Here is a 20725-nt window from a genome sequence, read left to right as displayed (position 1 = left end):
CCGTCCGCCCGATGATTCCCGTGGTGCCCCAGCCTGCGAGCGGCAGCAGGGTGTGTCAACCGAAACACACCACAGGATGCGGGGAGGCCCCAGTTATCCACAACATATTGTTCCAGCCCGAGCAGAAACCGGCCGCGCAACCCCCAAGGTCTTGGTGGAAAAGGAGTTTACGGATCGCGCTGTTTGGTCATATAATTTGACCAAAATGGAGCCATCATGCCCTTCCGTCCCGTGCAATCCGAAAAACTCTCCACCGCCGTGGTGCGCCAGATCGAACAGCTGATCCTGCGCGGCATTCTGCGGCCAGGCGAGCGGCTGCCCGCAGAGCGCGAGTTGGCCGAGCGCCTGGGCGTCTCGCGCCCGAGCCTGCGGGATGCAATCAGCACATTGCAATCGCAGGGCCTGCTGACCTCCCGCGCGGGCGCGGGTGTCTATGTGGCAGAGGTGCTGGGCTCGGCCTTCGCACCGGCTCTTGTGCAGCTCTTTGCGCGCCACGACGATGCGGTCTTCGACTACCTGTCATTCCGCCGCGACCTGGAAGGCCTGGCTGCGGAACGCGCGGCGCGCCTCGCTTCCGATACCGATCTGCGCGTGGTCCAGACCATCTTCGACAAGATGGAGGCCGCCCACACGAAGCGAAGTCCGGAAGACGAGGCCCGGCTGGACGCGCAATTCCACATGGCGATCATCGAGGCCAGCCACAACGTGGTCATGCTGCACATGATGCGCTCGATGTACGAGTTGCTGCGCGAAGGCGTCTTCTACAACCGGCAGATCATGTTCAAACAGCGCGCCACCCGGCAGACCCTGCTCGACCAGCATCGCGCGATCAACGACAGCCTGCAGGCGCGGGATGCGACAGGCGCGCGGGCTGCCGTCGAGGCGCATCTCGACTATGTCGAGCTTTGCCTGCAAGACCAGATCAAGGCTCAGCGCAACGAAGAAGTGGCACAACAGCGCCTGGATCATGAGGTGCACCAGCGCTGAGCGCCGCGATGACCTGAGGTCGGATGCAGCCCTTCCTCACGTGGCAAACTCGCACGCGACGTGGGCAGGCTGCCACATGCTGGTCCTTGGCGCGCCGCGTTGATGCCAGACCTTGGAACGGTCCGCTCCATTTCGGGCCGTCATCAGACACCGGATCGCCATATCGTCACGGACACGTCACAAACGGGGTCGCACGAAAAAGCCCGGCACATGGCCGGGTTTTCGAGTTCGTGTGCATGTGGCCGCTCAATGCAGCTTGGCGTCCACCTCGGCAATCGCCTCGTCTATCAGGCTGTTGGCTTGCGTCGCACTCATCTGCTTGGCGATCAGCTCGCGCGCGACCGACATCGCCACGGTCACGGACTGGTCGCGCACCTCCTTGATCGCCGCGCTCTGCGCATTGGCGATCTGCTCTTCGGCAGCAGCCATCCGCCGCTCAAGCGATTTGGCCAGATCCGCGCGCGCTTCCTCGGCGGCAACGCTCGCTTCTTCCTTGGCCGCGGCGACGATGCGGTCCGCCTGCTCCTGCACTTCGCGCTGCTTGCGCTCGTAGCTTGCCAGCAGTGCCTGCGCCTCATCGCGCAGGCTGCGGGCCTCTTCGAGCTCGGACTTGATGCCGTCCGCGCGCTTGTCGAGCATGCCGCCGATCATCCCCGGCACCTTGAAGTAGACCAGGATCGCCACGAACACGATCAGCCCGAGAAGCACCACGAAATCCGTATTCTTCAGCGAGAAAAACGGCTTGTCTCCCGCAGCGAAGGCGGGGCTTGCCATCAGCAGCCCCAGCGCCAGCGATATCCGTCCAGTGAGTGTCCGCACGGCAATCATCCTTTCACCCGGGCATCAACAGCAGTGGCGATGGCGGAGGCGTCCGCCTGACCACCCATCGCGGCCACGATTTCCTGTGCAGTCTCGCCAGCGACCTCTTTCACCGCCTCCAGCGCACCGGCGCGGATTTCGGCAATCGCTTTCTCGGATTCAGCGGCCTTGGCGGCGATCTCCGCATCGGCTTTCGCTATGGCCGCGTCCAGATCGCCCTGAATTTCGGCCTTGGCTTCGGCGACGATCCGATGTGCCTCGGCGCGGGCGTCGATCAGCGCCTTTTCATAGGCCGCCTCGGCCTCTTCGGCCTTGGCTTTCAGGTCTTCCGCGGCGGCAAGATCACTCGTGATCGTACCCTGCCGCTCCGCCAGGATGGCCGCGATGCGCGGCAGGGCGATGCGCGCCAGCACGAAGTAAATGACAATGAGCGTCAGAACCAACCAGAAGATCTGGTTGCCCCAGGTCGAGAAATCGAGCTGTGGCATGCCCCCCGAGGAGGCGGCGTCTGCGCCGGGTGTTTCTGTTGCCATGGTGGTCTCCTTCGAGGCGGTTCCATACATCGGACAGCGCGTTGCCGCGCCGCCCGAGCATCAGGAAAATCGTCTCTAGAGCTTAGACGGCAAACATCAGCAGCAGGGCGACGAGGAACGCGAAGATCCCCAGAGCTTCTGCGAAGGCGATGCCGATGAAGAGGGTCGCGGTCTGGCTGGCCGCGGCAGAAGGGTTGCGCAGAGCGCCGGCCAGGTAGTTGCCAGCCACGTTGCCCACCCCGATGGCCGCAGCGCCAGAGCCGATTGCCGCCAGACCTGCGCCGATATGTGCGAGTTCGCCTTCCATGTGAATTCTCCTGTGCGTTGGAAGTTGCGTTGTTGAACGGACTGTCCCGTCCGAATTAGTGATGCGGGTGCAGCGCGTCTTTGAGGTACACGCATGTGAGGATCGTGAAGACGTAGGCCTGGATGAAGGACACCAACACCTCCAGTCCGTACATCGCGGTGATGCCGAGCACGGCGATAGGGCTTACGGCGGTCAGCGCGGCGAAACCGGCGAAGACCTTGATCACCGCGTGGCCGGCCATCACGTTCCCCGCGAGACGAATGGAGTGGCTCACGGGCCGTACGAAATAGGAAATCAGTTCGATCACCGCGAGGATGGGTCGCAGAGCGAGCGGCGCCGAAGACACCCAGAAGAGGCTCAGAAAACCCGCGCCATTCTTGACGAAGCCCAGCACCGTGACAGTGATGAAAACCGCGAGCGCCAGCACGACCGTGACAGCAAAATGCGAGGTCGGTGTGAAAGCGGTCGGAATCAGCCCGAGGAAGTTCGCGCAGACAATGAACATGAAGAGCGTCATGATGTAGGGGAAGTAGCGCAGGCCTTCCTTGCCGCAGATGTCCTCGACCATCTTGTAGATGAACCCGTAGGCCAGCTCGGCGATCGACTGCGACCGGCTCGGGACGATGGCGCGGTGGCGGCTGCCCAGAACCAGCAGGACGATGATGGCGATGATCGAGAAGCCCATCCAAAGCGCCGCATTCGTCGGCGTGTACCAGGTCACATCGCCGCCAAACAGCGGCTGGATGATGAACTGATCCATCGGGTGGAAGACCAGGCCGCCTTCTTCTGCACTCTCCGCCATCTCAGGCTCCATCCTTCTTTTCGGCCTCTTCGGCCAACTTCTTGTCCTGCACCTCCTGCGCAGACCGCAGCATCGTTTTGATGCCCGCCGCGAGGCCCAGAAGCGTGAACAGCACCAGGAAGATCGGGAGTGTCCCGAAGAGGCTATCAAGCCCGTATCCCATGCCGAAACCGATCCCCAAACCGGCTACCAATTCGATCACCATGCGCCAGGCCAACTGTGCCTGGGAATAGTGCTCATCCTGCCGAGGTTTGGGCGCCTGGCCCTCCTTTGCCGCCTTGATCCGGGCCTCAAGCTGCTCGAGTCGCCGCTTCTCGTCCGGGTCAGTCACGCGCAAAACACCCCGCTGGATGGTTGCGCTGTTGCTATTGCGCGGGGCGGGGTGAGTCAAGCGCCCAGCATGCAACGGATATGATGTCGCAACCCACTGGAAAAATGAGTATTTTTGGACGGGTGAAGGGACGCGGTGCGCTTTGCCGCATCCCGGTTTCGCGCGGTTTCGCCGGCAAGGCTCATTCAACCATCTGGTTGATCTTTGTCAGATCAGCTGCCCGCGATGCACGCCACTTGTCTCGAGCAGCCAGTCGCGAAAGAGCCGCACCGGCCGGCGCCGGCGCGCGTTCTCTCCCAGCAGCGTGTAGTATCCTCCGTCACGGAACCCCACATCCGACACCTGCAGCAACCGGCCCGCGGCGACATCGTCGAACACGATCTCTTGCGATGTCAGCAAGACACCCTGCCCAGCCAAGGTTGCGGCATGGGCGAGAGGTGCGCGCAGCCGCCACGCCGCCATCGGGCGGATCACATCCGGGGCAACGCCCGCGCACGCGCTCCAGATTGCCCAGGTGTCGCGCGCGCGGTCGCGAAGCAGCTTGTATTGGTCAAGCGCCGCGGGCTCCAGCCTGTCGTCTCGGACCAGCCCGGGGGCTGCGAAGGGGTAGAGCGGCGCGTCGCTGACCAGCAGCGCATCCGGATCGGAGCCGGCCACCGACAGGAACCGGATCGCCACATCCGCCTCGTAGCGGTTGACATCGACCAGACTGTCCGACGCCTCGAGCCGGATGTCGATGTCGGGCTGCTGCGCCATGAAGTCGGAGAGCCGCGGGACCAACCACTTGGCGGCCAGAAGTGGCTCGCAGGTTACAACGACAACGCCCGCCGGGCGCTCTGTGACCCGGTCGGTGGCCTCCGCGATGGTGTCGAGGGCCGGGGTGACCCGGGCCAGATAGGCAGCCCCGTCCCGCGTCAATTCCACGCCCCGCGACGCCTCGCGGAAGAGCCGCGTGTTCAGCCGGTCTTCGAGCCCGCGCACGTGACGGCTGATGGCGGAATGGCTCACGCCCAGCTCCTCGGCGGCGCGCGAGAAGCTCTCGTGACGCCCGGCAGCCTCGAAGGCGCGCAGGGCGTTCAAGGGCGGAAGCTGTCGGCTCATACAGATATGTGGCTTTTCTGCACAGGTTTCGTCAAGCAATTGAATTTGAATGAACGCCGCAAATCGAGAAGAATCCAAGCATACCTGAAGAGGAGTGCGGCAGATGGCCGATGTGACGCGTTCGCGCGAAAGCCAGACTTTTGCCTCAAAATCACAGAAAAACCTGCTGTGGGAGTGGCTGCGCTGGTTAAAACCCGCGCCGAAGAACCCGGATCTCAGCCGGATCAGCGATCACCTCGCGCGCGACATCGGGCTCTCCAAAGCCCAAATCGAGCGCTACAGGCTGAAGCTGCCGTCCGAGACCACCTACCACCCGCGGGGTTGAAAGGCTTTTCCTGCTCCGCGCGCGGCGTTATGACAGGGCATGACACGCGATCTCGATCAGGCTTTCGCCGCGCTGGCGGATCCGACCCGGCGGGCCATTCTGACGATGCTGCTGGAAGACGATATGGCTGTAACGGATGTGGCCGAGCCTTTCGAGATGTCGCTTGCCGCGATCTCGAAGCATTTGGGTGTTCTGACCGCCGCGGGGCTGATCTCTCAGGAAAAGCGCGGGCGGGTGAAATGGTGCAAGCTTGAGCCGGACGCGCTGCGCGCCGCCTCGGTCTGGATGCAGGGTTTCGGGCAGTTCGAGCCGGTGAACCTCGATGCCTTCGAGCGGTTCCTCGCGGCCGAACTCCCGGATGCAGGCGCGTGAGCGCTCAGGTGGCGAGGTTGATCACCGCCATCACGATCACCACAAGGCCGACGAGATAAATAATGCTGTTCAACATGGTCAATCCTCTCCAATTGCTTGAGAGGTCAACGTGGCCGCAGCGCGTTTTGTTCCCGAATCGACCGCGTGTCGTCGCGTATCAGCATCCCGAGCGCGACAATCGTCAGCGCCACGCCACCCAACACCAGCGCCGGCGGCGCGCCGTTTCCAAAGGCGATCTCCCAAAGGATCACCCAGCTGGGCGTAAGGTAGGTGTAGGCCATGACCTTCGCGCTCGGCAGCCGCAGCGTGGCGAATTGCAACAGCACGAACGTGGCGGCTGAGGCGAAGAGCGCCACGTAGATCAGCGTGATCCAAACGATGCCGGGCAGCGCGCGCCACTCCGTAGCCACGACATCGCGCCAGGCGATCACGCTGAGCAGGAGCGCCCCAGCCACCAGCATCCCGAAGGTGAAAACCACCGCCGGTTCGCCCCGGTTCAGCTTGCGCACCATCGGCGTATAGACCGCATGGGCGACACAGCCGACGAAATAGATCGCTTCGCCCCGCCCGATCTCAAAAGCACGGAATGCGGCCCAATCGGCCCGAAAGATCACCCAAAGCGCCCCCGCAGCGCCGATGCTCAGCGCCAGCGCCATGCGCGGCGTGGTGATTTGGCGCAAGAGCAGCCAGCCGAAGCCCGCCGCCATCACCGGTGTCAGCGTGAAGACCGCCGCGGCACTCACCGGCGGCGCTGTCTTCAACCCCTCGAACATCAGCACGAAGTAGATCGCGAACGTGCCGCCCAGCACCGCATAGCGCCAGGGCGCGCGGAACGCGCTGCGCGGCAGGCCGGTTGTGGCCAGCGCCGCCGCACCGATCACAGCTGCTGCAATGACGAAGCGCACGGCATTGATAACCGCAGGGTCGATCGCATTCGCCGCCTGGGCCCCAAGCGAAAACGAACCCGCCACGAGCCCCGAGAACGCCAGCATTGCCAGATGGCCCTGCGCGCCCGGGCTCATACCTCCCAGTCTTTCGCCTGCTCCTTCAGAAAGCTCAAGAACGCCTGCACCTTGGTGGTCCGGTGCAGGTCCACATGGGTCACGAGCCACAGCGGCGCCGACCAGTCCGCCTGCCGCGGGATCACCTCAACGAGATCAGGATCGTCGCGCGCATCGAGCACCGCCATGAAGCCGATACCCGCACCCGATGTCACCGCCACATCGAGCGCGCGCGTGTCGGTCGAGCGGAAGGTGATCGCCTCGACCGGCACCGTGGCCCGCAGCCAGCGGTAGAAGGGCGCGCGGCTCTGGTCGCTGTCATGCCCGACAAAGCGGTGGTGCTTGAGATCGGCGATCGAACTCGGCGTGCCATGCGCCGCCAGGTAGCCACGGGTCGCGTAAAGCCCCATGTGCTGCTGGTGAAACCGCTGCACCACATTGTCGGGCTGGTCCGGGGCGCTGCCTGCGCGCACCGCCACATGCGCCTCGCCGTATTCCAGCCGGAAGAGCCGCTCGCCCGTCAGATAGCGCACGACGACATCCGGATATTGCTCTTGGAACTGCGCCAGCAGCGGCACCATCCGGGGCGCGAGGCTGATCAGCGAGGTGATCACCAGATCGCCCGAGACCTCGTCACCCAGCCCCTTGATGCGCCCTGCGAGCTGGCTGAACTGGTCATCCGTCGCTTGTGCGACGCGCAGCAGGTCCTGCCCGGCTTCGGTGGCCGTATACCCCCGCGCGTGCCGCTGAAAGAGCTTCACGCCGAGCCGCCCCTCCAGCGCGTCGATGTGGCGGATGACGGTCGCGTGGTGCACGCCCAGCACATCCGCCGCCCCGCTGACCGTGCCCAGACGCGCCACCTGATAGGCGGTCTTGATCTCGTCCCAGTTTTCCATCCGACCCCGCTCCACGCCCCCTGTGCAAGACCGCACACTTGATGTGGAACATCCCCAATTGCGTTCGAAATTGCAATGCTCATATTCGAGGCCAAAGAGATTTCAGCCTCCGCAAAGGACACCCGACATGACACAGACCATCCTGCACATCGACAGCTCGGCCCGGTTCGACGGGTCCAACACCCGCCAGCTCTCCGCCGCCATCGTGGACAAGTTTGGCGGCACCGTCATCCGCCGCGATCTGACCGAGGCCATTCCGCAGATTGACGAGGCGTGGGTGAACGCCAATTTCACCCCCGTCGATCAGCGCAGCCAGGCACAACGCGACGCGCTGGCCCTCTCTGATACCCTAGTCGAGGAGGTCAAGGCGGCCGATGTCATCGTGATCGGCGTGCCGGTCTACAACTTCGGTGTACCCGCGGCGCTCAAAGCCTGGGTCGACCAGATCGCGCGCGCCGGGCTGACCTTTCAATATACCGAGAACGGACCCGTTGGATTGCTGCACGGCAAACGCGCTGTGATCGCCCTGGCCACCGGCGGCACGCCCGTGGGGTCCGAGATTGACTTCGCAAGCGGCTATCTGCGCCACATCATGGGCTTCATCGGCATCACCGATGTCGAGATCATCGCGGCAGACCGGGTGATGGCGGATGCAGAGAAAGCCATGGCCGACGCCACAGCCCAGGTCGCCGCGCTCGCTGCCTGATACGTCACGATGATCGGGGGTGGACAACAGCACCCCCGATGTCCCGGCTCAGTGGCAATGATAGGGTTGCGACCCGCCGTGGCAGCACTGCCCCGGCGGCGAGCTTTTGCGGCACCCGCCCCCATGCGAGATTTCCGTGTTGTCCGGGCGCGGCGGATCCGCCAGACCCGCACATGCTGACGTCGCGGCCCAAATGACCGCGGCCAAGGTCAGTCTTCCAATCATCCTATCCCTCGTCGCCAAAGCTCACTGTTCGCGGGGCTCACTCTGACGAGCATCGCGACGCCCCGCCTTGAGCCAGATCAACACAAGTTGCGTTCTCGCGAGGCGCCTGCCTTCACCCGTCCCCAAATACTCAAATACGCCGCGGGCCACGCGGCGCCACCGCCACCCTCCTGCTCGGATGCTGCCGCAATACCACCATTCTTTTGCGGCAGCTTTCGGCGCATGAAGGTTCTGATCGACACCCCCGACCGCCTCGTGCTCGAGCATCGGCCCATTCTGTTCGGATTAGGGCTTGTGGCGCTGACACTGCTTTTGGTCTACGCCGCAATGATCCACTACGCCGAGGGCCGGGCCGCCACCGGGCACTTCGTGTTCTTCATTACAGCCGCGCTCATGGGCCCAGCCTTCTGGTTCGCAGTGGAGCGCGTGCAGGTCACCTTTGACCGGCACGCGGGCACTGTGACATGGCGCGTGCGGCGCCTCTCGGGCGACCGGGTCGAAACGTATTCGCTCGATCAGGTGACCCGCGCCATGCTCCAGACCCGCAAGGGCGATCACGACAGCTCGGATACTCATCGCGTCGCGCTTGTCCTCGGCGCGGACCGCTGGGAAAATCGCCAAGGCCTGACCCGCAGCTATCGCAGTGGCCCCCAGGCCGAGCGGATCGTCGGGCAGATCAACAGGTGGCTTGACTCCGCCCGGGCCACACCCTAAACGCCCTTCAACATCCGGAAGCACCAGCCTTCCGGTCCCGAACCCATCGGGATCGCCCTCCGTCAGCGCGTTGCGCCCACGGAGGCGTTTGTGCATTCACGGCGGGCCGCCTACATCAGGAGCATCCCGCAACCGACATCGAAGGGGGCCAAAAGCCCATGTTTGAAAACCTCAGCGAACGCCTTGGCGGCGTCTTTGACCGGCTCACGAAACAGGGCGCGCTCTCCGAAGAGGATGTGGCGACAGCCCTGCGCGAGGTCCGCGTGGCCCTGCTGGAAGCTGACGTCTCGCTGCCGGTCGCCCGAGACTTCGTGAAAGCCGTGCAAGAGAAGGCGACCGGTCAGGCCGTGACCAAATCGGTGACCCCCGGCCAGCAGGTCGTGAAGATCGTGCACGATGCACTGATCGACGTGCTGAAAGGCGAAGGCGAACCGGGGGCCTTGAAGATCGACAACCCGCCCGCACCGATCCTCATGGTCGGCCTGCAGGGCTCGGGCAAGACAACCACCACCGCCAAACTCGCCAAGCGCCTGACCGACCGCGAGGGCAAGCGCGTGCTCATGGCTTCGCTCGATGTGAACCGCCCCGCGGCGATGGAGCAGCTCGCCATCCTCGGCACTCAGATCGGCGTCGACACCCTGCCCATCGTCAAGGGCGAGGACCCCGTGGCCATCGCCAAACGCGCCAAGACGCAGGCGGGCTTGGGCGGGTACGACGTCTACATGCTCGACACCGCCGGTCGGCTGCACATCGACCAGGAACTGATCGCCCAGGCGGCGGCGGTGCGCGACGTGGCCAACCCGCGCGAGACCTTGCTGGTGGTCGACGGCCTCACCGGTCAGGACGCGGTGAACGTCGCGACCGAGTTCGACGACAAGATCGGTGTGAGCGGCGTCGTGCTGACCCGGATGGACGGCGACGGGCGCGGCGGTGCGGCGCTGTCGATGCGTGCGGTCACCGGCAAGCCGATCAAATTCGTGGGCCTCGGCGAAAAGATGGACGCCATCGAGACCTTCGAGCCCGAGCGCATCGCGGGCCGCATCCTGGGCATGGGCGACATCGTGGCCCTCGTCGAAAAGGCGCAGGAAACGCTCGAGCTCGAACAGTCCGAGCGCATGATGAAGCGCATGGCCAAGGGTCAGTTCAACATGAACGACCTCAAGATGCAGCTCGAACAGATGCTCAAGATGGGCGGGATGGAAGGCATGATGGGCATGATGCCCGGCATGGGCAAGATGGCCAAACAGGTGCAGGAGGCGGGCTTCGACGACTCCATCCTGAAGCGCCAGATCGCGCTGATTCAGTCGATGACGAAGAAGGAGCGCGCCAACCCGCAGATCCTGCAGGCCTCGCGCAAGAAACGCATTGCTGCCGGTGCGGGCCTCGAGGTCTCCGAGCTCAACAAGCTGCTGAAGATGCAGCGCCAGATGGGTGACATGATGAAGAAGATGGGCCGCATGGGTAAAGGCGGCATGTTGAAACAGGCCATGAAGGGCATGTTCGGCAAGGGCGGGATGCCCCCCGGCATGGACCCCAGCCAGATGGATCCGAAGCAACTCGAAGCCGCAGCCAAGGCCATGGGCGGCAAACTCCCCGGCGGTCTGGGTGGGATGGGCGGCGGCATGCAACTGCCTCCCGGTCTCTCAGGTTTCGGCAAGAAGAAATGATGCAGGTCGAGGATCATACCCTCATCCGCATTCCGACCCTGCGGACGGAGCGCTTTGTGATGCGCGCCCCGAAGGCGTCGGATTTCGAGGCCTATGCCGCCTTCCGGGCGTCTGATCGCGCCGTGGGCGTTGGCGGGCCCTATTCGCGCGAGCACGCCCACGAAAGCCTCTGCGGGCTGGTCGGCCACTGGCAAGTCGAGGGCTATGGCCGCTGGATGGTGGCCGATGAAGACGACGCACCGTTGGGCGTCGTGGGCCTGATGAACACCCCCACCTGGCCCGAGCCGGAAATCGCGTGGTCGGTTTTTGGCGGCGCCGAGGGCAAGGGTGTGGCCTACGAGGCCGCGCTGGCCGCGCGCACCTATGCCTATGACGTGCTGGGATGGTCCACAGTGATCAGCTGCATACCGCCCGACAACACCCGCAGCCAGGCTCTGGCCACACGGATGGCCGCCACACGTGAGGGCAGTTTCGTGCATGAAGATCTTGGCGAACTCCTGATCTACCGCCACCAACCCGCAAGCAGCGTCGGATGATCACCTGCACTGTCCGATACGAAATCGACCCGGCCAAGCTCGACGCCTTCGAGCGCTATGCGCGGTTCTGGATTTACAAGGTCCCGGCCTTGGGCGGCACGCATCACGGCTATCACATGCCGCATGAAGGGCCGAATGACATCGCCTATTGCCACTTTTCCTTCCCGTCGCTCGCGGCCTATGAGGATTACCGCACCCGCATGTGGGAGGATGACGAATGCAAGGCCGCCTACGCCTTCGCAGCCAAAACGCAGTGCATCCGCCGCTATGACCGCTCTTTCACCCGCCCGGTCTTTGAAGGCCAGACGCCCGCAGAACTGAACTGGGCATGATGTGATGCAAGCGGCCCCCACCCTCACCACCGCGCGGCTGACGCTGCGTATGCCGAAGGCGACAGACCTGCCCGCCTACACGGCTTATTGCGCCAGCGAGCGCTCGCGGTTCGTGCGCGGGCCGTTCACGGCGCAGGAAGCTTTCGACAAATTCGCCGCCATCATCGGCCACTGGACCCTGCGCGGCTTCGGGCGCTACGTGATGGAATACGAAGGCCGCGCCATCGGCCATGTCGGTCCTCTCGCCGTCGTCACCGACACGCCGCCTGAACTCACCTGGACGCTGTGGGATGGCACCTTCGAAGGACGTGGCTTCGCGACCGAAGCGGCGCAGGCCGTAAAAACCCATCTCTTCGAAGACCTGGGCTGGCCCGAGATGCTGGTGCTTGTACAACCCGAGAACATCGGCTCCCGCCGAATTGCGGAGAAAGTCGGCGCCCGGAAAACGGACGAAGACGCGCCCGCATGGTACCCCGGCTGCCTCACCTACCGCCTGGAGGCGACTGTCGCCGCATGAGTGCCGCCCCCGTCATAACCGGCGACCGCGTGCGCCTGCGCCCCCATGTCATCGATGACATGGAGGCCTTCTGGGCCTTCTATCAGAGCCCACGCGCCCAGTTCATGGATCGTCCGAACAACCGTACCCACCTCTGGTACGGCTTCGCCTCTGAAGTGGGGTCCTGGACGCTCACCGGCATGGGCGGCTGGGGTATCGACGTGGAGGGCGCATTCGCAGGCCAGATCGCCATCATTCACCCACCGCATTTTGAGGAGACGGAACTGGGTTGGTTCCTGCTTGAAGGCTTTGAGGGCAAGGGCATCGGGTTCGAGGCCGCGCGCCTCGCGCTCGACTATGCACGCAACCACCTGAAACCGGCCTCGCTGGTCAGCTACATCCACCGCGACAACACCCGCTCCATCGCTCTTGCCAAGCGCCTCGGCGGGACCCACGACCCCGCGGGCAAGACCCACGACGCCGACGACGTGGTCTATCGCTACGAGGTGGCGGCGTGAGATTTGCCTGCGAAACACCACGCCCCGGCCCGGCCGCCGCCTTCGCATTGCAGCTGCAAGGTGAATTGCCGCTGCTTGTCACAGATCGGCTGCTGCTGCGCGCGCCGAAGGTCGAGGATTTCGAAGCCTTCGCCCGGATCGCCTGCAGCGCGCGCGGCCAGTACCTCGGCGGTCCGATGACGCGCGAAGACGCTTGGAGCGATTTCACCCAGATGACCGCAACCTGGCTGCTGCACGGGCATGGTGTCTGGACCATCGGACGCAGCGGAGAGATTGCAGGTTTCGTGCTTCTGGGCTTCGAGCCGGGTGATCTGGATCCGGAACTGGGCTTCCTTCTGTTGCCGGAAGCGGAGGGCGAAGGCATCGCGTTCGAGGCTGCAACCGCCGCGCGCAGCCATGCCTTCGACAGCCTCGGCTGGACCGCGCTGGTCAGCTACATCGACCCGGCGAATACGCGCGCGCAACGCCTTGCCGACCGGCTCGGAGGCGTCCGGGACGGCATGGTCGAGGACGCCCAGGTCTGGCGCTATGGCACCGCGGGGCTTGCGACATGAACCTAACGACCTTCCCGACACTCGAAACCGAGCGCCTGGTCCTGCGCGGCCCGAAGGCTTCGGACGCCGAAGCCTTCATGGCGTTCTACGCCACCGACCGGTCGCAATATACGGGCGGGCCGATGGCGCCGCGGCAGGCCTGGAACTTCTTCGGCACCGAGATCGGCCACTGGGCGATCCACGGCTTTGGCATGTTTGTCGTCACACAGAAAGGATCGGACGCACCCTTGGGCATCGTCGGCCACTGGTACCCCTGGGGCTGGCCCGAAAAAGAAGTAGGCTGGGTGCTCTTTGACGCGGCGAGCGAAGGCCAGGGCATCGCCTTCGAGGCGGCGCAAGCCTGTATCGACCACGCCTGGCACGTGCTGAACTGGCCGACCATCGTCAGCTACATCGCCCATGGCAACGACGCCTCCGTGGCGCTGGCCAAACGCCTCGGCGCCACGCTCGACGAAACGGCCCAACAGCCCAAACCTGACACCCCCGGCTACGTCTACCGCCACCCGCGCCCGGAGGGTCTGGCATGAGCCTGGCCCCTTCACCCGTCTGCAAATACTCCCGCCGGAGGCGGTCCGCGCTCACAGCCCGCGCGGCCGTCGATCAGCGAGCTGCGCCATGACCACGCAGATCCCGACACTGGAGACCCGGCGCCTGGTCCTGCGCGGCCCCGAGCCCGAGGACTATCCGAACTTCAAGGCCACCTTCACCAGCTACCGCGCGCGCTTCATGGGCGGGCCGCTCAATGCCTATGAAGCCTGGATGCTCTACGCCGCCGAGATCGGCCACTGGCAGATCCGCGGCTACGGCATGTGGATGATCCACGACAAGGCGAGCGACGAGACGCTCGGCATGGCGGGCGGCTGGAAACCCGCGAAATGGCCCGAAGCCGAAATTGCATGGGTGATCTGGCCCGACCGGGGCGGCAAGGGCTATGCGCTCGAGGCCACCCACCGCGTGCGCGGATATCTCTACGACCAGCGGGGTTGGGACACCGCGGTGAGCTACATCGACCCCAAGAACCTTGACAGCATCCGGCTGGCCGAGCGCCTGGGCGCCGTCAAGGACCACGAGGCCGCCACCATCGACGGCAACGATGCGGTCTACCGCCACCCTGCGCCCGATGATCTGCGCGGCTCACAGCTGGCCCATGGGATCGAAATGGAGATCAGCCACTACGCCGATCCGCTCTTTAAACCGAAAGGCTGGGCCATTGACTAGGTGCCACCCCAACACCTGCCGCGCGCCGGCATCACCCCGACGCATGACCGGCGCGAGACCGGGTGACCGCCGGCGCCCGTTTGGAGACCTTTGATGATCGACACCACCACCCGCGCCGCAGAGGTGCTCAAAGAGCACCGCGCTTCCATCGACCGTCTCGATGCGATTCTGGTCTATACGCTGGGCGAGCGCTTCAAACACACGCAGGCCGTGGGGAAACTCAAGGCCACACACGACCTTCCCCCGTCCGATCCCGCCCGCGAAGCGGCACAGATCGAGCGGCTCGAAGATCTGGCGAAGCGGGCCGATCTGGACCCGGAATTCGCCAAGAAGTTTCTCAACTTCATCATCGCTGAAGTCATTCAGCACCACCATCAACACCAGAAATAGGGTGGCCTGAAAGCCCACCCCACCTGCCGACTGAAAAGGAAATACACCATGGCTATGAAAATTCGTCTTGCCCGCGGGGGCTCCAAGAAACGCCCGTTCTACCGGATCGTAGCGGCCGACAGCCGGATGCCGCGCGACGGGCGCTACATCGAGAAGCTGGGCACCTACAACCCGCTCCTGCCGAAAGACAGCGAAGAGCGGGTGAAGATGGATGTCGAGCGCATCCAGCACTGGCTGGGCCAGGGCGCCCAGCCCACCGACCGGGTCGCCCGCATGCTGGAAGCCGCTGGCCTGAAAGACAAAGCCGAGCGCAACAACCCCAAGAAGGGCACACCTGGCAAGAAAGCTCAGGAACGCGCCGAGGAAAAGGCCGCGAAGGCTGCCGACGCCGCGGCACCTGCAGAGGAGCCCACGGAAGAGGCACCTGCAGAAGAGACGACCGAGGAAACCGCCGAGTAAGCCTCCGCGTTTCGGGCTGCTCGATCACCGGGCAGCCCACGCTCCTCTTGGCGCGGCGATACTGCCGACCCGCGCAAAGGTGTCCCATGTTCCGCCCGATCCGCACACTGATGCTGGTGGTTGTCGCGTTCCTCGCTGGCCTTTTCGTCGAGCGGGCCAACCAGCGCGACGGCTGCCTTGATCGCGGCGGGGCGATGTCAGAAGGTCTCTGTATAGGAGTGGAGGAATGAGCGCAGAGAAGATCTGTGTCGGCGCGATCGGCGGCGCCTATGGGGTGCGCGGCGAGCTGCGCGTCAAGAGCTTCTGCGCCGTCCCCGAAGACATCGAAACCTACGTCCCGCTGACCAGCGAAACGGGCGAGCGGTCCTTTCACCTTGCGCTCATTCGTCCGATCAAGAATGGCTTTGTCGCGCGCATCGCCGAGGTGGCAACCAAGGAAGAGGCGGACGGGCTGAAAGGCACGCAGCTCTTTGCGCTTCGCGATCAGCTGCCGAGCCTGCCGGATGACGAATACTATTACGCCGATCTGATCGGGCTGGAGGTCTTCGACACCGGCGGGACGACCCTGGGCCGGGTGAAGTCGGTGCTCGACCACGGCGCTGGCGATCTGCTGGAAGTTCAGCGCCCCGGTTCCTCCGAAACCGTGCTATTGCCCTTCACACGTGCGGCGGTACCGACGGTAGATCTCGGCGCCGGCCGGATCGTGGCGGACCCGCCGGATGGCCTCTTCTGACATGTCCCGCCCGCCCAAGAGCCACGGTCGCAAGAGCCTCCGCCCGACGCTGACACCGCGATCCCTGATGGACGAGGCAGAGACGCTTGCGCGCGCCTGGCAGGTCCGGATCGTCACGCTGTTCCCGGAGGCCTTTCCCGGCGTGCTGGGCCTCTCGCTGACCGGCAAGGCACTGCAGGAGGGGCGCTGGCAGCTGCACACGCACGATCTGCGCCACTTCGGCATCGGCAAGCACCGCAATGTTGACGATACGCCGGCGGGCGGTGGCGCCGGCATGGTGATGCGGGCCGATGTGGTCGGTCCGGCGCTTGCGGATGCACAACAGCACGCCCGCGGGCGGTGGCCGATCCTCTACATGTCCCCACGCGGACAGCCGTTCGACCAGGGCATGGCCCGAGACCTGGCACGCTGTGACGGCGTGACGATCTTGTGCGGGCGGTTCGAGGGTGTTGATGAGCGGGTGCTCGAGCATTTTCAGGTAACCGAGGTCTCTCTCGGCGACTTCGTCATGACAGGCGGAGAGCTTGCCGCGCAAGCGATGGTCGATGCCACCGTGCGGCTCTTGCCGGGCGTGCTGGGCAATGCCGAAAGCATCGCCGACGAAAGCCATGCGCGCGGGCTCCTCGAACATCCCCAGTACACCCGCCCGGCAACCTGGGAAGGCAGAGCTATCCCCGATGTCCTGATGTCGGGCCACCACGGCGAGATCGAGGCCTGGCGCCGAGCGCAGGCCGAAGCGCTCACTCGCAGCCGGCGACCGGATTTGTGGTCAAAACTCGAGCAGAAGGACTGATCGGCGGCGAAACCTCGCGCACCGGTCGGCCTTTCTTCGCCAACCACCCCAGGATCCCGGCAAAACCCTTCATTTTTGATGGCGCATTGCGACAGTGACCCTCGACGAGACAGGCAGCGTCAATCAGGGGTGATGGGATATGATGAAACTATTTGGGGCGTTCGGGCCGTCCTCCAGACGGAGTCGTCACGCAACCAGTGACCTGCGGTACACGCGGTTCGGGCACGACAAGACGCGAAAGGGCGCCGCGGAAGAGTTCAGAACACCCGCGGATGAGACCAGTCTGGGCGCTGTTCCCGCGCAGGCGGAGCGTCCCATGCAGGCCACTGCCAGACCGGTCGCGCCACCCATTGACGAGAACGCGCACCTCTACTCGGAGGCCGGTGTCTCCACGGCGGTGCTGCGCAACGCCTTGCCCCAGAGGTTTGCCGAAAACCGCTGACCGGACCTGCGAAAGGTTCCGGCCCGGCGGGCCAGCGGGTCACTCCAAGTGGGTCGCGGGCGCGGACCGCGGCACGGCATCGATCTCCCGCGCGGTCAGAATGTAGGATTTCGGGCGCTGGCGGGCGCTCACATCATAAGCCGGAGCCTCGCCGAACTGCACCAGCGTTCCGGTCTGATCGGTGAAGGCCCAGCGGGCCGCCACCAGCTGGTAGATCCCGGTCTCGTTGTCGTCGGCATCACGCCAGAACCGTTGCCGCCACGCGCCCTTGATCTTTACCGGCAACCGGATCAGGTCGGGGTTCGGGGACGGGCGTCGCGCCGCGACCGCCGCCCGTCGGGCCTGACTGTCGATCCAGCGCAGATGCGCATCGAGCGGGCCGATCTCCCGGGCGCGCCGTCCGGGAAAGAGCACCGAAATCTCCGTCGATCGCTTGAAAAAGCCACTGATGATGACATCGCCGTCTGCCGTTCGGCTGAGCCGGGGCACGAGCTCGACCTCGATCGGCCCGCCGTATGTTCTGAAGAGCGCGCGATCTTCCTGCTCAGGAGACTGACCTCTGCCCGATGCCTGCGTCTGTGCCATGACCCAACGACCCTTGTACCTATACCAAAACACTCCGCGCAGCTCTCCGCACGGGGCGCCGGCGCACAGGCTACGCTTCAAACCATTAACGAAGTATTGAAGGTCGTTTTGCCCCCTTGATCCCCAGATCGATCCCGCTTATACGGCGCGGGTTCGGTGCTGCGACGCGGCCCCGGACCCGTCCTTCGTGGATCACTGCGCCTCTCTCTGTCGGCGCCGATGCGGGGCGGACATCAAGGAATGACGTTTGAATCCTCCCGGCGGGCGCAAGAGGCGGACCCGACGACAGACCGGAAGCTCTGAGACGCGGCACAACCTTCGTGGACCAACCACGAGCAGAATAGGAGACGATCAGATGGATCTGATTGCAGAGATCGAGGCGGAACAGATTGCCGCTCTGGGAAAGGATATTCCCGATTTTCGTGCGGGCGACACCGTCCGCGTTGGCTTCAAGGTCACGGAAGGCACGCGGACGCGCGTGCAGAACTATGAAGGCGTGTGCATCGCGCGCAACAACGGCTCGGGCATTGCGGGCTCTTTCACGGTGCGGAAGATTTCGTTCGGCGAAGGTGTGGAGCGCGTCTTTCCGCTGCATTCGACCAATATCGACAGCATCACCGTCGTGCGCCGGGGGCGCGTGCGCCGCGCCAAGCTCTACTACCTGCGCAGCCGCCGGGGCAAATCCGCCCGGATCACCGAGAACACCAACTACAAGCCCAAGTCGGGCGCCGAAGCGTAAGGATCTGACCGATGAAAGCCGATACACATCCCGACTATCACATCATCGATGTCAAGATGACCGATGGCACCGTGGTTCAGATGAAATCCACCTGGGGCAAGGAAGGCGACCAGCTCGCGCTGGACATCGACCCCACCGTGCACCCCGCATGGACTGGCGGATCGTCCCGCCTGATGGACACCGGCGGCCGTGTTTCCAAGTTCAAGAACAAATACGCCGGTCTTGGGTTCTAAGATCAACCGCCGAAACGCCGAAAGCCACCCACATGTGCGGGTGGCTTTTTTGTTCGCCGAACGGTCTTTGATAGCCCTTCTGCGCAGGGCGTCGGAGCGACTCTAGAACTCCTCCCAACCGGTCTCCTGCGCTGGCATTGCCGCCGCCGCGTTGCCATGTGTCGCAGCGACAGGCATCGACACTGGTTTTGCCCTCTCACCGCCGACCGGCATGGCAGACCGCGCCGCAGGCTGCGGCGCTCGGTCCCGTACCGCGCCGATGCTGAAACGCGCCACGGCCGCCTTCAGGCTCTCCGCCTGCCGCGCCAGCGACTGCGTCACCCCATTCGTTTCCTCGAACATGGCCGCGTTTTGCTGTGTCACGCCCTCGAGCTGCTGCATGGCGTCATTCGATTCCGAGATGCTGAGCGATTGCTCCTCGGCCGCCGCGGCAATCACCGAGACGAAGCTCGCAATGTCATCGACCGCCGCGTTGATGCTCTGCAAGGCCGACCCGGTCCCGCTGACCAGTTCCACACCGTTTGCGACCTGCTTGCCGCTCGCTTCGATCAGCCCGCCGATCTCCCGCGCCGCTTCGGAGGACCGCCGCGCCAGCTCGCGGACCTCCGAGGCGACCACCGAGAAGCCCCGCCCGCTCTCGCCAGCCCGTGCCGCTTCGACCCCCGCATTGAGCGCCAAAAGGTTGGTTTGGAACGCAATTTCCTCGATCACGTCGACGATCTTGGCGATCTGCCCGGAGAAGGCTTCGATCTCCGCCATGGCGGCAATGGCGTTCTGCACGATCTGATCAGAGGACTCCGCATTGGACTTCGCCGTCAGAACGGCATCGCTGGCCTGCCGCGCACTTTGGGCCGAATTCCCCGAATTGGTGGCGATCTGCGAAATGGCGGCGGTAGTCTCTTCCAAGGTTGAGGCTTGCGCCTCGGTCCGTTTCGCAAGCGTGTCAGCCGCGTCTTCGATAGACGCCACATCCTCAACGATGGTTTCCGCATTCTGATCGACGACTGTCATCGCCTCCCGCAGCGCGGTCAACGCACTGTTGAAATCCTTACGAAGTTCTTCGTATTTCTCGGGAAGAGGGGTGTCGATTTCCTTGCAGAGGTCGCCCGCTGAAAGACTGCGAAGCGCATCGCGCAGCGTCTCGACCACGTGCGATTGCTCGGCTTCGACCTTGGCGCTTCTCTCACGCGCCAATTCTTCGGCCTCGCGCGCCTTGCGATCTGTTTCAATCGCGTTCTGAGTCTCCTGCTCAGCCGTTTTTCGGGCAGCCAGAGCCTCTTCCTGAGCGAGCTTTGCGTCATTCAATGCGCCTTCCGTTTCGATCCGGGCAGTTTCGGCCTTAGCCAGCGCCGCCCGCGTTTCCTCCGCCGAGGCAAGAATCGTCGCATTCTGGTGAAGGGTCTCGGCATAGGCGCGATTTCGGTTGCGCAGAGCAAACCACAGCACCGCCGCTTCGATCACAACGATGACGCCATGGAGTGCGGTGCGTTTGAGGTTGGTGAGAAGATCAACCGAGGGGTAGACCAGCGCCGGCAGGGCGATGGACAGGCTCAGGTGGTGCACCGCGATGACCCCAGCCGCGGCAAGGATTACGATGGGTTCCGATATGATCATGCAGACCGCCAGCAACGCAAAGAACAGCATGTGGCTGTCCAGCTGCCACGGATGGCCGGACAGGGCCGCGGTGAGGCAGATCGCCTGCCCGATGAGCCCGACGGTCGCCAGGATCCGACCCTGCGTGTTGAGCATGCGCGCGCCAAGAACAGCCATGCCAGCAAAGGCAAGGGACACACCGCCAGGCAGCAGCAGGGATGTGCCGGCGATCCAGGCGGCAACCAGCACGCAGGGCACCAGCGCGAGGCTGCCAAGGGCCACCTGAAGCGCTGCCTTGTCTGCAGCCGCGTTCCACGC

Annotated in this window: 31 protein-coding genes; 21 read left to right on the top strand and 10 right to left on the bottom strand. The window is 64.4% G+C overall.

The window, feature by feature from the left end; all coding sequences use genetic code 11:
* Nucleotides 1–216: 216 nt before the first annotated feature.
* On the top strand, nt 217–987 hold the full coding sequence (locus MUB52_RS10230; RefSeq protein WP_263844116.1) for a FadR/GntR family transcriptional regulator: 771 nt from the start codon (nt 217–219) through the stop codon (nt 985–987).
* 246 nt (nt 988–1233) lie between these two features.
* Here the strand turns inward: MUB52_RS10230 and MUB52_RS10225 are convergent, their stop codons facing one another.
* The 6 genes from MUB52_RS10225 to MUB52_RS10200 all read right to left on the bottom strand — a co-directional run bounded on the left by MUB52_RS10225 (nt 1234) and on the right by MUB52_RS10200 (nt 4880).
* Complete coding sequence (locus MUB52_RS10225) at nt 1234–1806, bottom strand: F0F1 ATP synthase subunit B (RefSeq protein ID WP_263844115.1); 573 nt, start codon at nt 1804–1806, stop codon at nt 1234–1236.
* A 5-nt stretch (nt 1807–1811) separates the two neighbouring features.
* Nucleotides 1812–2339: a F0F1 ATP synthase subunit B' gene (locus MUB52_RS10220; RefSeq protein WP_263844114.1), complete on the bottom strand. Its 528-nt coding sequence runs from the start codon at nt 2337–2339 to the stop codon at nt 1812–1814.
* A gap of 82 nt (nt 2340–2421) precedes the next feature.
* On the bottom strand, nt 2422–2646 hold the full coding sequence (locus MUB52_RS10215; protein WP_011567586.1) for a F0F1 ATP synthase subunit C: 225 nt from the start codon (nt 2644–2646) through the stop codon (nt 2422–2424).
* A gap of 55 nt (nt 2647–2701) precedes the next feature.
* Nucleotides 2702–3448 (bottom strand): F0F1 ATP synthase subunit A, encoded by a 747-nt coding sequence (locus MUB52_RS10210; protein ID WP_263844113.1) that lies wholly within the window; start codon nt 3446–3448, stop codon nt 2702–2704.
* Nucleotide 3449: 1 nt separating this feature from the next.
* Entirely contained in the window at nt 3450–3779 is a 330-nt protein-coding gene (locus MUB52_RS10205; RefSeq protein ID WP_263844112.1) for an AtpZ/AtpI family protein, read from the bottom strand.
* A gap of 207 nt (nt 3780–3986) precedes the next feature.
* Complete coding sequence (locus MUB52_RS10200; protein ID WP_263844111.1) at nt 3987–4880, bottom strand: LysR substrate-binding domain-containing protein; 894 nt, start codon at nt 4878–4880, stop codon at nt 3987–3989.
* 103 nt (nt 4881–4983) lie between these two features.
* Here MUB52_RS10200 and MUB52_RS10195 point away from each other — a divergent pair, with 103 nt between their 5' ends.
* Both MUB52_RS10195 and MUB52_RS10190 read left to right on the top strand, forming a co-directional pair.
* Nucleotides 4984–5205, top strand: a complete 222-nt coding sequence (locus tag MUB52_RS10195) for a hypothetical protein (protein ID WP_263844110.1) — start codon at nt 4984–4986, stop codon at nt 5203–5205.
* A gap of 39 nt (nt 5206–5244) precedes the next feature.
* A complete protein-coding gene (locus MUB52_RS10190; RefSeq protein ID WP_263844109.1) occupies nt 5245–5577 on the top strand; it encodes an ArsR/SmtB family transcription factor in 333 nt (110 codons plus the stop codon).
* 104 nt (nt 5578–5681) lie between these two features.
* Here MUB52_RS10190 and MUB52_RS10185 read toward each other — a convergent pair whose 3' ends face one another.
* Together MUB52_RS10185 and MUB52_RS10180 are read right to left on the bottom strand one after the other, a co-directional pair.
* A complete protein-coding gene (locus tag MUB52_RS10185; protein ID WP_263844108.1) occupies nt 5682–6599 on the bottom strand; it encodes a DMT family transporter in 918 nt (305 codons plus the stop codon).
* Nucleotides 6596–7474: a LysR family transcriptional regulator gene (locus MUB52_RS10180; protein WP_263844107.1), complete on the bottom strand. Its 879-nt coding sequence runs from the start codon at nt 7472–7474 to the stop codon at nt 6596–6598. The genes MUB52_RS10185 and MUB52_RS10180 overlap by 4 nt, the downstream gene beginning before the upstream one ends.
* Nucleotides 7475–7601: 127 nt before the next feature.
* Between MUB52_RS10180 and MUB52_RS10175 the strand changes: the two genes are divergently transcribed.
* From MUB52_RS10175 to MUB52_RS10100, 16 genes are all read left to right on the top strand, one after another.
* Nucleotides 7602–8180: an FMN-dependent NADH-azoreductase gene (locus tag MUB52_RS10175; protein ID WP_263844106.1), complete on the top strand. Its 579-nt coding sequence runs from the start codon at nt 7602–7604 to the stop codon at nt 8178–8180.
* Nucleotides 8181–8627: 447 nt separating this feature from the next.
* Nucleotides 8628–9119 (top strand): hypothetical protein, encoded by a 492-nt coding sequence (locus tag MUB52_RS10170; protein WP_263844105.1) that lies wholly within the window; start codon nt 8628–8630, stop codon nt 9117–9119.
* 158 nt (nt 9120–9277) lie between these two features.
* A complete protein-coding gene (gene ffh, locus MUB52_RS10165; protein ID WP_263844104.1) occupies nt 9278–10786 on the top strand; it encodes a signal recognition particle protein in 1509 nt (502 codons plus the stop codon).
* Nucleotides 10783–11322, top strand: coding sequence for a GNAT family N-acetyltransferase (locus MUB52_RS10160; protein WP_263844103.1), 540 nt, complete (start codon nt 10783–10785; stop codon nt 11320–11322). The genes ffh and MUB52_RS10160 overlap by 4 nt, the downstream gene beginning before the upstream one ends.
* A complete protein-coding gene (locus MUB52_RS10155) occupies nt 11319–11654 on the top strand; it encodes an NIPSNAP family protein (protein WP_263844102.1) in 336 nt (111 codons plus the stop codon). Before MUB52_RS10160 ends, MUB52_RS10155 begins: the two co-directional genes overlap by 4 nt.
* 4 nt (nt 11655–11658) lie before the next feature.
* Nucleotides 11659–12171, top strand: coding sequence for a GNAT family N-acetyltransferase (locus MUB52_RS10150; RefSeq protein WP_263844101.1), 513 nt, complete (start codon nt 11659–11661; stop codon nt 12169–12171).
* The gene (locus tag MUB52_RS10145) at nt 12168–12668 is read left to right on the top strand and encodes a GNAT family N-acetyltransferase (RefSeq protein ID WP_263844100.1); all 501 of its coding nucleotides are present in this window, start codon (nt 12168–12170) and stop codon (nt 12666–12668) included. The genes MUB52_RS10150 and MUB52_RS10145 overlap by 4 nt, the downstream gene beginning before the upstream one ends.
* Nucleotides 12665–13222, top strand: a complete 558-nt coding sequence (locus MUB52_RS10140; RefSeq protein WP_263844099.1) for a GNAT family N-acetyltransferase — start codon at nt 12665–12667, stop codon at nt 13220–13222. The genes MUB52_RS10145 and MUB52_RS10140 overlap by 4 nt, the downstream gene beginning before the upstream one ends.
* Nucleotides 13219–13749: a GNAT family N-acetyltransferase gene (locus MUB52_RS10135; RefSeq protein ID WP_263844098.1), complete on the top strand. Its 531-nt coding sequence runs from the start codon at nt 13219–13221 to the stop codon at nt 13747–13749. The genes MUB52_RS10140 and MUB52_RS10135 overlap by 4 nt, the downstream gene beginning before the upstream one ends.
* 88 nt (nt 13750–13837) lie before the next feature.
* Nucleotides 13838–14440: a GNAT family N-acetyltransferase gene (locus MUB52_RS10130; RefSeq protein ID WP_263844097.1), complete on the top strand. Its 603-nt coding sequence runs from the start codon at nt 13838–13840 to the stop codon at nt 14438–14440.
* Between the two features lie 93 nt (nt 14441–14533).
* The gene (locus MUB52_RS10125) at nt 14534–14830 is read left to right on the top strand and encodes a chorismate mutase (RefSeq protein WP_263844096.1); all 297 of its coding nucleotides are present in this window, start codon (nt 14534–14536) and stop codon (nt 14828–14830) included.
* Nucleotides 14831–14878: 48 nt separating this feature from the next.
* Nucleotides 14879–15289, top strand: coding sequence for a 30S ribosomal protein S16 (gene rpsP, locus MUB52_RS10120; protein ID WP_263844095.1), 411 nt, complete (start codon nt 14879–14881; stop codon nt 15287–15289).
* Nucleotides 15290–15375: 86 nt separating this feature from the next.
* Complete coding sequence (locus tag MUB52_RS10115; protein ID WP_263844094.1) at nt 15376–15519, top strand: hypothetical protein; 144 nt, start codon at nt 15376–15378, stop codon at nt 15517–15519.
* On the top strand, nt 15516–16022 hold the full coding sequence (gene rimM, locus MUB52_RS10110; protein ID WP_263844093.1) for a ribosome maturation factor RimM: 507 nt from the start codon (nt 15516–15518) through the stop codon (nt 16020–16022). Before MUB52_RS10115 ends, rimM begins: the two co-directional genes overlap by 4 nt.
* Nucleotide 16023: 1 nt before the next feature.
* Nucleotides 16024–16815, top strand: coding sequence for a tRNA (guanosine(37)-N1)-methyltransferase TrmD (gene trmD, locus MUB52_RS10105; protein WP_263844215.1), 792 nt, complete (start codon nt 16024–16026; stop codon nt 16813–16815).
* A 139-nt stretch (nt 16816–16954) separates the two neighbouring features.
* Nucleotides 16955–17257 (top strand): hypothetical protein, encoded by a 303-nt coding sequence (locus tag MUB52_RS10100; RefSeq protein ID WP_263844092.1) that lies wholly within the window; start codon nt 16955–16957, stop codon nt 17255–17257.
* Between the two features lie 39 nt (nt 17258–17296).
* Here MUB52_RS10100 and MUB52_RS10095 read toward each other — a convergent pair whose 3' ends face one another.
* Nucleotides 17297–17842, bottom strand: coding sequence for a hypothetical protein (locus MUB52_RS10095; RefSeq protein WP_263844091.1), 546 nt, complete (start codon nt 17840–17842; stop codon nt 17297–17299).
* A gap of 355 nt (nt 17843–18197) precedes the next feature.
* On the opposite strand from MUB52_RS10095, the gene rplS reads away from it, so the two are divergent.
* Both rplS and rpmE read left to right on the top strand, forming a co-directional pair.
* Nucleotides 18198–18581 carry a 50S ribosomal protein L19 gene (gene rplS, locus MUB52_RS10090; RefSeq protein WP_263844090.1) on the top strand — a complete coding sequence of 128 codons (384 nt, stop codon included), beginning with the start codon at nt 18198–18200 and terminating at the stop codon, nt 18579–18581.
* Nucleotides 18582–18592: 11 nt separating this feature from the next.
* Entirely contained in the window at nt 18593–18814 is a 222-nt protein-coding gene (rpmE, locus tag MUB52_RS10085; RefSeq protein WP_263844089.1) for a 50S ribosomal protein L31, read from the top strand.
* A gap of 102 nt (nt 18815–18916) precedes the next feature.
* Here rpmE and MUB52_RS10080 read toward each other — a convergent pair whose 3' ends face one another.
* Nucleotides 18917–20689: a methyl-accepting chemotaxis protein gene (locus MUB52_RS10080; protein WP_263844088.1), complete on the bottom strand. Its 1773-nt coding sequence runs from the start codon at nt 20687–20689 to the stop codon at nt 18917–18919.
* Nucleotides 20690–20725: the final 36 nt, after the last annotated feature.

It is taken from the genome of Roseobacter sinensis (assembly GCF_025755255.1).
GTDB lineage: Bacteria > Pseudomonadota > Alphaproteobacteria > Rhodobacterales > Rhodobacteraceae > Roseobacter > Roseobacter sinensis.
Note: the sequence above shows the minus strand (reverse complement) of the source record. Positions and strands in the feature narration are given on the sequence as shown.

What these genes read in the sequence shown, in the direction of transcription:
- MUB52_RS10210 (WP_263844113.1), bottom strand. Translation starts at nt 3,448, where the DNA reads ATGGCGGAGAGTGCAGAAGAAGGCGGCCTGGTCTTCCACCCGATGGAT.
- MUB52_RS10215 (WP_011567586.1), bottom strand. Translation starts at nt 2,646, where the DNA reads ATGGAAGGCGAACTCGCACATATCGGCGCAGGTCTGGCGGCAATCGGC.
- MUB52_RS10180 (WP_263844107.1), bottom strand. Translation starts at nt 7,474, where the DNA reads ATGGAAAACTGGGACGAGATCAAGACCGCCTATCAGGTGGCGCGTCTG.
- rpsP (WP_263844095.1), top strand. Translation starts at nt 14,879, where the DNA reads ATGGCTATGAAAATTCGTCTTGCCCGCGGGGGCTCCAAGAAACGCCCG.
- MUB52_RS10100 (WP_263844092.1), top strand. Translation starts at nt 16,955, where the DNA reads ATGATGAAACTATTTGGGGCGTTCGGGCCGTCCTCCAGACGGAGTCGT.
- MUB52_RS10195 (WP_263844110.1), top strand. Translation starts at nt 4,984, where the DNA reads ATGGCCGATGTGACGCGTTCGCGCGAAAGCCAGACTTTTGCCTCAAAA.
- MUB52_RS10170 (WP_263844105.1), top strand. Translation starts at nt 8,628, where the DNA reads ATGAAGGTTCTGATCGACACCCCCGACCGCCTCGTGCTCGAGCATCGG.
- trmD (WP_263844215.1), top strand. Translation starts at nt 16,024, where the DNA reads ATGTCCCGCCCGCCCAAGAGCCACGGTCGCAAGAGCCTCCGCCCGACG.
- rpmE (WP_263844089.1), top strand. Translation starts at nt 18,593, where the DNA reads ATGAAAGCCGATACACATCCCGACTATCACATCATCGATGTCAAGATG.
- MUB52_RS10115 (WP_263844094.1), top strand. Translation starts at nt 15,376, where the DNA reads ATGTTCCGCCCGATCCGCACACTGATGCTGGTGGTTGTCGCGTTCCTC.
- MUB52_RS10190 (WP_263844109.1), top strand. Translation starts at nt 5,245, where the DNA reads ATGACACGCGATCTCGATCAGGCTTTCGCCGCGCTGGCGGATCCGACC.
- MUB52_RS10145 (WP_263844100.1), top strand. Translation starts at nt 12,168, where the DNA reads ATGAGTGCCGCCCCCGTCATAACCGGCGACCGCGTGCGCCTGCGCCCC.
- MUB52_RS10185 (WP_263844108.1), bottom strand. Translation starts at nt 6,599, where the DNA reads ATGAGCCCGGGCGCGCAGGGCCATCTGGCAATGCTGGCGTTCTCGGGG.
- ffh (WP_263844104.1), top strand. Translation starts at nt 9,278, where the DNA reads ATGTTTGAAAACCTCAGCGAACGCCTTGGCGGCGTCTTTGACCGGCTC.
- MUB52_RS10135 (WP_263844098.1), top strand. Translation starts at nt 13,219, where the DNA reads ATGAACCTAACGACCTTCCCGACACTCGAAACCGAGCGCCTGGTCCTG.
- MUB52_RS10175 (WP_263844106.1), top strand. Translation starts at nt 7,602, where the DNA reads ATGACACAGACCATCCTGCACATCGACAGCTCGGCCCGGTTCGACGGG.
- MUB52_RS10160 (WP_263844103.1), top strand. Translation starts at nt 10,783, where the DNA reads ATGATGCAGGTCGAGGATCATACCCTCATCCGCATTCCGACCCTGCGG.
- MUB52_RS10125 (WP_263844096.1), top strand. Translation starts at nt 14,534, where the DNA reads ATGATCGACACCACCACCCGCGCCGCAGAGGTGCTCAAAGAGCACCGC.
- MUB52_RS10200 (WP_263844111.1), bottom strand. Translation starts at nt 4,880, where the DNA reads ATGAGCCGACAGCTTCCGCCCTTGAACGCCCTGCGCGCCTTCGAGGCT.
- MUB52_RS10155 (WP_263844102.1), top strand. Translation starts at nt 11,319, where the DNA reads ATGATCACCTGCACTGTCCGATACGAAATCGACCCGGCCAAGCTCGAC.
- MUB52_RS10150 (WP_263844101.1), top strand. Translation starts at nt 11,659, where the DNA reads ATGCAAGCGGCCCCCACCCTCACCACCGCGCGGCTGACGCTGCGTATG.
- MUB52_RS10220 (WP_263844114.1), bottom strand. Translation starts at nt 2,339, where the DNA reads ATGGCAACAGAAACACCCGGCGCAGACGCCGCCTCCTCGGGGGGCATG.
- MUB52_RS10230 (WP_263844116.1), top strand. Translation starts at nt 217, where the DNA reads ATGCCCTTCCGTCCCGTGCAATCCGAAAAACTCTCCACCGCCGTGGTG.
- rimM (WP_263844093.1), top strand. Translation starts at nt 15,516, where the DNA reads ATGAGCGCAGAGAAGATCTGTGTCGGCGCGATCGGCGGCGCCTATGGG.
- MUB52_RS10130 (WP_263844097.1), top strand. Translation starts at nt 13,838, where the DNA reads ATGACCACGCAGATCCCGACACTGGAGACCCGGCGCCTGGTCCTGCGC.
- rplS (WP_263844090.1), top strand. Translation starts at nt 18,198, where the DNA reads ATGGATCTGATTGCAGAGATCGAGGCGGAACAGATTGCCGCTCTGGGA.
- MUB52_RS10095 (WP_263844091.1), bottom strand. Translation starts at nt 17,842, where the DNA reads ATGGCACAGACGCAGGCATCGGGCAGAGGTCAGTCTCCTGAGCAGGAA.